This window comes from Methanocalculus sp. (assembly GCF_030651615.1).
Lineage (GTDB): Archaea > Halobacteriota > Methanomicrobia > Methanomicrobiales > Methanocorpusculaceae > Methanocalculus.
On record NZ_JAUSCG010000203.1, the window covers coordinates 1 to 6,141 of the forward strand.

10 protein-coding genes and 1 pseudogene are annotated in these 6,141 nt (G+C 52.2%); 2 read left to right on the forward strand and 9 right to left on the reverse strand.

Going from position 1 to position 6,141, the window contains the following annotated elements; translation table 11 throughout:
• The 8 genes from Q7V06_RS08705 to Q7V06_RS08740 all read right to left on the reverse strand — a co-directional run.
• A partial coding sequence (locus tag Q7V06_RS08705) for a proton-conducting transporter membrane subunit (RefSeq protein ID WP_304840637.1) occupies positions 1 to 998 on the reverse strand: 998 nt, incomplete at its 3' end.
• Positions 995 to 1,342: a sodium:proton antiporter gene (locus tag Q7V06_RS08710; RefSeq protein ID WP_370650836.1), complete on the reverse strand. Its 348-nt coding sequence runs from the start codon at positions 1,340 to 1,342 to the stop codon at positions 995 to 997. The genes Q7V06_RS08710 and Q7V06_RS08705, both read right to left, overlap by 4 nt.
• A complete protein-coding gene (locus Q7V06_RS08715; RefSeq protein ID WP_304840639.1) occupies positions 1,342 to 1,800 on the reverse strand; it encodes an MnhB domain-containing protein in 459 nt (152 codons plus the stop codon). The genes Q7V06_RS08710 and Q7V06_RS08715 overlap by 1 nt, the downstream gene beginning before the upstream one ends.
• Before the next feature lie 5 nt (positions 1,801 to 1,805).
• Positions 1,806 to 2,072: a hydrogen gas-evolving membrane-bound hydrogenase subunit E gene (mbhE, locus tag Q7V06_RS08720; protein ID WP_304840641.1), complete on the reverse strand. Its 267-nt coding sequence runs from the start codon at positions 2,070 to 2,072 to the stop codon at positions 1,806 to 1,808.
• Entirely contained in the window at positions 2,069 to 2,314 is a 246-nt protein-coding gene (locus Q7V06_RS08725) for a hydrogenase subunit MbhD domain-containing protein (RefSeq protein ID WP_342766189.1), read from the reverse strand. The genes mbhE and Q7V06_RS08725 overlap by 4 nt, the downstream gene beginning before the upstream one ends.
• A 1-nt stretch (position 2,315) precedes the next feature.
• Positions 2,316 to 2,675, reverse strand: coding sequence for a monovalent cation/H(+) antiporter subunit G (mnhG, locus tag Q7V06_RS08730; RefSeq protein WP_304840645.1), 360 nt, complete (start codon positions 2,673 to 2,675; stop codon positions 2,316 to 2,318).
• The gene (locus tag Q7V06_RS08735) at positions 2,672 to 2,929 is read right to left on the reverse strand and encodes a monovalent cation/H+ antiporter complex subunit F (protein ID WP_304840648.1); all 258 of its coding nucleotides are present in this window, start codon (positions 2,927 to 2,929) and stop codon (positions 2,672 to 2,674) included. Before Q7V06_RS08735 ends, mnhG begins: the two co-directional genes overlap by 4 nt.
• Positions 2,926 to 3,453, reverse strand: a complete 528-nt coding sequence (locus Q7V06_RS08740; protein WP_304840650.1) for a Na+/H+ antiporter subunit E — start codon at positions 3,451 to 3,453, stop codon at positions 2,926 to 2,928. The genes Q7V06_RS08735 and Q7V06_RS08740 overlap by 4 nt, the downstream gene beginning before the upstream one ends.
• A gap of 273 nt (positions 3,454 to 3,726) precedes the next feature.
• Here Q7V06_RS08740 and Q7V06_RS08745 point away from each other — a divergent pair, with 273 nt between their 5' ends.
• A complete protein-coding gene (locus Q7V06_RS08745; protein ID WP_304840651.1) occupies positions 3,727 to 5,133 on the forward strand; it encodes a phosphoadenosine phosphosulfate reductase family protein in 1,407 nt (468 codons plus the stop codon).
• Positions 5,111 to 5,716 (forward strand): imidazole glycerol phosphate synthase subunit HisH, encoded by a 606-nt coding sequence (gene hisH, locus Q7V06_RS08750; RefSeq protein ID WP_304840653.1) that lies wholly within the window; start codon positions 5,111 to 5,113, stop codon positions 5,714 to 5,716. Before Q7V06_RS08745 ends, hisH begins: the two co-directional genes overlap by 23 nt.
• On the opposite strand, the pseudogene Q7V06_RS08755 reads toward hisH, so the two are convergent.
• Positions 5,700 to 6,141: pseudogene (locus tag Q7V06_RS08755) on the reverse strand (ArsR family transcriptional regulator); the annotation flags it as partial. The gene hisH and the pseudogene Q7V06_RS08755 overlap by 17 nt on opposite strands.

A 6,141-nucleotide genomic window follows, 5' to 3' on the forward strand; every position in this document is an offset into this window, starting at 1 on the left:
AGGACAGCAACACCGACACCAAGACCAACGAGCATATAGCCGATCTGGGAGACCGAGTGATAGGCCATCAGCCGTTTGACATCCTTCTGCGGCAGTGCCATCGAGACCCCGATGAACATCGAGAGGATACCGAGGATGATGATCACCCATCCGATCGTCACGACATTCAGTGTCAGGCCATATAACGTGAAGATGAGACGGAAGATCGCATACAAACTCGCCATGCTGGAGACGATCAGAATCGCGGTAATGGATGATGGTGCACTTGAATAAGTATCAGGCGTCCAGAAGTGCATCGGAACCGACCCTGACTTCATCGCAAGTGCGGTGATCATCAGCACGATCGCAACAAGTGAGAGGCCTGAGAGGCTGATCACCGAGGCGATATACGCGATATTCAGCGAGTTGTATTGGGCATAGAGCATCCCGACTGCGAAGAGGAAGAAGAGACCCGCAACGGTAGAGATGACGGCGTACTTCAGACCACCTTCGACCGAAAGGCCGTTATTGATCCGGTATGCAGCAAGTGCTGCACCTGCAAGCGAGTTGATCTCAAGGAAGACAAAGAAGTTGAAGAGATCGCCTGTTGAGACCATCCCAAAGATTCCGATCATCATCAGGAAGAGGAGGGCATAATACCCGTCCTGTCCGGTCTGTTCGGACTCACTCGCAATCGAGTATATGGTGACGGCAAACATCATGATCGCTGCTGTCAGGATCATAAACGCCGACATCGCATCGATGGTGAAGAGGATCCGGATCGGGACCCCTCCGGAATCGAAGGGGATCGTCAGTGCCGAATCGACTGCACCGAAGGCATAGACGATCGTGCCCTGAGTCAGCACCTCATTGACGATAACTAGGGCCGATGCAACGGTTGCAAGCATCGCAAGGATCGCCCATGAGTTCCGTATCTGTCTGCCGAGCATCCCGATCAGTGGCATTGCAAACGCCCCGATCATCGGGAGTGCGATCAACAGTGCTGCGAACTGACTCATTCGCGGAGCCTCCTGACATTATTCGCTTCAACGGATCCGTATTTCCGATAGATCATCATGGCAAAAGCGAGGAGGAGTGCAGTTGTTGCAAACCCGATGACGATGTTTGTCAAAGTCATCGCCTGCACAGTCGGGAGCACCATATCTGCATCAGGTGCATTCGTAAAGATCGGGGCAATCCCTCCGATCCGGTATCCGAGAGATACAAGGAAGAGGTTTGCAGCCCCCTCGATGATCGCAAGCCCCATGATCATCTTTATGATATTCTTCTTCAGGAGAAGTGTTGCAATCCCGATCCCTGCGATCAGGATCACTGCGATATAGGGTATCTGTTCTGGTATCATCAGATCTTCTCCTTAATGCCTGAGAGGAGTGCAAGGAGGATCACACTGATCGCTCCGACAACCTCAATTCCAACAGCGAGGTTCATAATCGGGATCAGCCCTCCTGTGTTCAGGTTGGCTGCGGTTGATCCAAACGCAACAAGATCTCCAAAGATCATCCCACCGGATGCGGCCCAGTTGAAGAAGAACCCTGCTCCAAGCAGCATTGCCGAAAGTGCGGTGATGATGAAGAGGAGAAGTCCTCCTGATTCAATGGTCTTCATCACCGTCTTCTTCACAATCCTTGTACTCTCGTTATACCGGTATGCAAAGAGGAGGAGGAGGACACCTGAAGCGAGGACTGCTCCACCCTGGAAACCTCCTCCCGGTGTGAGATGGCCGTGGATGACGATGTAGAAGCCATAGATTAGAATGAACGGAAAGAGGATATCTGCCGTTGTCCGAACAATTGAACTCATCTGCATTATTCTTCCCTCCGTCTTCTGAAGACCAGCATTGTACCGAGGGCGGCAGTGAACAGGACCGCCGCCTCTCCAAGGGTATCAAAACCCCGGTAGTCGAAAAGGACGGCGGTTACGACGTTATTTGCTCCGCTCTCCAGCTGGCTGTTCTCAATGAAATAGCGATCCATCGGATGATCGACAGGCTCACCAAAAGAGATGCCACTCACGATGACGCCGAGCATTCCGACCATCAGGATGACGATGATGATCGAGAGGTTCCGTCTCATGCTTCATCACGCTCCTTTCGTGAAGTGCCACGGATGGCGATCATAAACGCAGCAGTCGAGAGGCCCGCTCCGATTGCAGCCTCTGCAATGGCGACATCAGGCGCCTGAAGGAGGTAAAACTCAAGAGCCAGGATGAAGCTGAATGCCCCAAATGCGATCGCAGCAGATACCAGGTCTTTAAAGGTGAAGACGAGTATCGCAGCACCGATCATTCCCAGGAGGAGGATGGTATGAAGAATCATCTCAATCACGTCTCTTCACCTCCGAAAGACGGTTCACAACAGATGGATCAGGCAACTGTCCACTCCTGTGTGCTGCCCGTGCGATCGCATGAGACCCGGTTGCATTCGTAAAGGCAAGGGCAATAACTGCGATGACCGTATGAATCGCAAGGGTCAGGTACTGAGTATCATTGGTGTTCATCAGCATCCCGCCTGCATACAGCACCACTCCGAGTGCAAGGAAGATCGTTCCGAAGGTCGTCATCTTCGTCTCGGCATGGAGACGGGTATAGACATCAGGGAACCTGAGGATACCGATAACTCCAAGGGCATTGAAGAGAACGCCTATCCCGATGCATATCATTGCGGCTGTTGTGATCATAATTCCCCTCCGATATACTTGGCTATGGCAAGTGTGCCGAGGAATGAGAGGAGGGCATAGACGATCGCCACATCAACAAAGATCGTCTGCCCAAGATAGACTGCAAGAAGGATCATCGCCCCAACCATCAGCGTGTTGATCGTGTCAAGGGCAACCACCCGGTCCGGAGCAGATGGGCCAATTGCAAGCCGTATTCCTGCAAAGAGTATCAGAAGACCAAGAACTACAATGGCGATAAATACCAGATCAATCATTCTGCAATCCTCCGAATCCAGGCCGGGATATTAAAGAAGGAGAAGAGCTCCCGAGCTTCGATACTCTTCTTTGTACGGATATCATCCGGGACATTGATCAGGTGAACAAAGAGATCACCACTCGCATCATCGATATCAACGGTGAGTGTTCCTGGTGTCAGGGTGATCGAGTTTGCAAGGATCAGTTGTCCGAGATCGGTCTTCATCCCGGTCCGTACCCGGACAATACCTGGCCTGACATTCCCTGTGATCACCCGGACCGCAACATCGATATTTGCCCGTGCCATCTCGATGAAGAGCGGGATAACCGCATAGACTGCAAGAAGAAGAAGGCGGATGGGATTTGCCATACGGGGACTTCCGGTCCGGCAGAAGATTCGGGATGAGGCGATACCGACGATGATTGCAAGACAAAGCCCGATGATGAGTTCGCTTTCAGACCAGAGAATGATCGACCCTGATCCCGCCGTCAACAGAAGATAGACCGCATATGCGGCGATGGTTGTTACCAGGAAGCGGATCACGGGTGGTCAACCCCCCCCATGCAACGGCATTGCGCTGCCTTATAGCGTAAATAAAACCGTATAGACGGTAAATAGGACGCACGCCCTATGTTTGTCATGATCAATAATGATCGTTTCCTGAAATATGGTTTTCCATATCGGTAAGGATAAAGAATACAGATCCCTCTGAGTTATTTTGTTATCAGCAGGGCTTATTGTTTGTAGCGAACTACTCGTTCTGTCTCTTCCGGATAATGATTCAGTTTTTAAATGTTGCAGAGCAACGTGATCAGAATGCAATCTCCGTACCTTGGTGCTATTCCCCTCCACTGGTGTGATTCCTGCCATGTACCGGTTCTTGGGAAGCGGTGTGGCTGTGGGGCACCTGCGCGGCATGTCGGGATCACCCCTCCCGGAGATGTCCGTCCGGCTTTTCCCTCAGATATTCGTCTCATCAACTCTATATTTGATGAAGCGTTCGGTCAACCGCTCATTCCGGACGGCCATATCGTCCTCCTGAACAAGGTCCCTGATGACGACCGGATGGAGGAGATCATCATCGGTGGAGCAGTCGTCGGTGCGATCCGCTATCTCCCCTCCGGGAGCCGGTGGGAGGCACTTCCCCGTCCTCAGGCCGGTCTTCTGATGCGCCCGAAGCGACGGTATGTGGTCGTTGATGATGGTGCTGCTCCATTTGTACAGGAAGGATCCAGTGTCCTTGCACCCGGTCTTGTAGAGATAGAATCTCACACCACGAAGGGTGACGAAGTCTTTGTCCTGACGGGTGATGGCACCTGTATCGGGGTCGGCCGCGCAAAGATGGGATCAGATGAGGCACGTTCAACAAGTCGCGGCCAGATCGTCCGTCTTCGGAAGAACAGTACTCAGACCTTCCTTCCGTCTCCTTCAACCTGGGATCAGGCTGTCATAGCAAACCGTGAGATACTTCTTTCGATGGAACAGGACTCAATCCGGTTCATCCAGGATCTTTCAGAACAAGAAACGCTTCCGATCACCGTCTCGTACTCAGGAGGAAAAGACAGCCTCGTCACCCTTATCCTGACGCTGAAGGCAATCGGACCAGTCCCCTTACTCTTTGCAGACACCGGCTTTGAATTTCCGGAGACCTATGAGAATATCGACAGAGTATGTGAACGGTACAAGGTCGAATTATTCAGCGAAGATGGTGAGGCAGGGTTCTGGAAGGGATTCCAAAAGCATGGCCCACCGGCGGTCAACCTCAGGTGGTGTTGTAAAGCCTGCAAACTCACGCCGGTGAACGATCTGATCGAAAAACAGTGGGGCGAATGCCTCTCACTCATCGGACAGCGGAAGTATGAATCTGCGAGGAGAATGAAGAGCAGACGGGTCTGGAGAAACCAAAATGTTCCAAACCAGCTCTCTGCAGCACCGATCCAGCACTGGAACGCACTCCATGTCTGGCTCTATCTCTTCCAGGAGAAGGCACCCTATAATATACTCTATGAAGAGGGCCTCGACCGGATCGGGTGTTATATGTGTCCGTCAAGTGATATTGCCCATCTGAAGATGATCGAGGAGCGGTACCCGGACCTCTGGTCAAAATGGCGCTCTGCTGTTGAAGCATGGGCTGCAGCGGCAGGACGCTCTCCCGAATGGTTTTCGAGCGGTGCATGGAGAGTGAACAGGGGAGGAGAAGATGAAGAAGATAGCCATTATTGATTATGGACTTGGAAACCTGCGATCGGTCTTTCGCGGGATAGAACGGGCAGGTGCGACTCCAATAATTACCCACGATACTCTGGAGATCGAATCATCAGATGGTATTATCCTGCCCGGTGTCGGGGCATTCTCTGAGGGTATGGGAAAACTATCGCCGGTCAGACAGAGTCTCCTCTCGGTCGCCGGTGATCTTCCACTCCTTGGAATATGCCTTGGGATGCAGATGCTGATGGACGAGAGCGAGGAGCATGGGAATCATCAGGGTCTTTCGTTGATCCCGGGGAAAGTCCGAAGATTTCAGGCAAAACCCGGAATGAAGGTCCCTCATATGGGCTGGAATACACTTCATCATACACTGCCGGATGATCCTCTCCTCGAAGGCATACCTGAAGAGAGTTACGTTTATTTTGTCCACTCTTACTTTGTCGATACTCCTCCAGAGTACCGGCTCTGTGAAACAGAATATACGACCGTGTATGCGTCAGCTGTGAAGAGAGGGCTCATCTATGGGGTGCAGTTCCATCCTGAAAAGAGTGGTCCGACAGGTCTTCTGCTCCTGAAGAACTTCATCGGACTCGTTTAACTTCTCTCTCTTCACGAATCCAGATCATAGCCTCATAGGCGATTAATGCGACCAGCACAAGACAGCCGCCGAGGAAGAAGGCGGTGACAAACTCATGCATCATCGGGGGAAGTGATGACGTGCCAGCCCCGGCAAGACGGGTTGCAACCGGCATCGCCTCAGGTGATGCGGCATACGTCATCATATCATATGATGCCTTTTGTGTCTGGAGTCTCGGCAGATAGAGTGAAAGGATAGCAGTCCCGGCTATGAATACGCCGAGTGTTGCTGCGTATTTCTTCATCATGCCAATGGCGCTCTGCCGTCTCGGAGCAACGATCAGCACCTGATCCTTCATGCCATAGAGCTTAACCTCCCGCCCTTTTGCACTCCAGCGTGTATCGACGACCTCTATAACACCGGCGTCAAGGAGGTTGCCCAGGTGA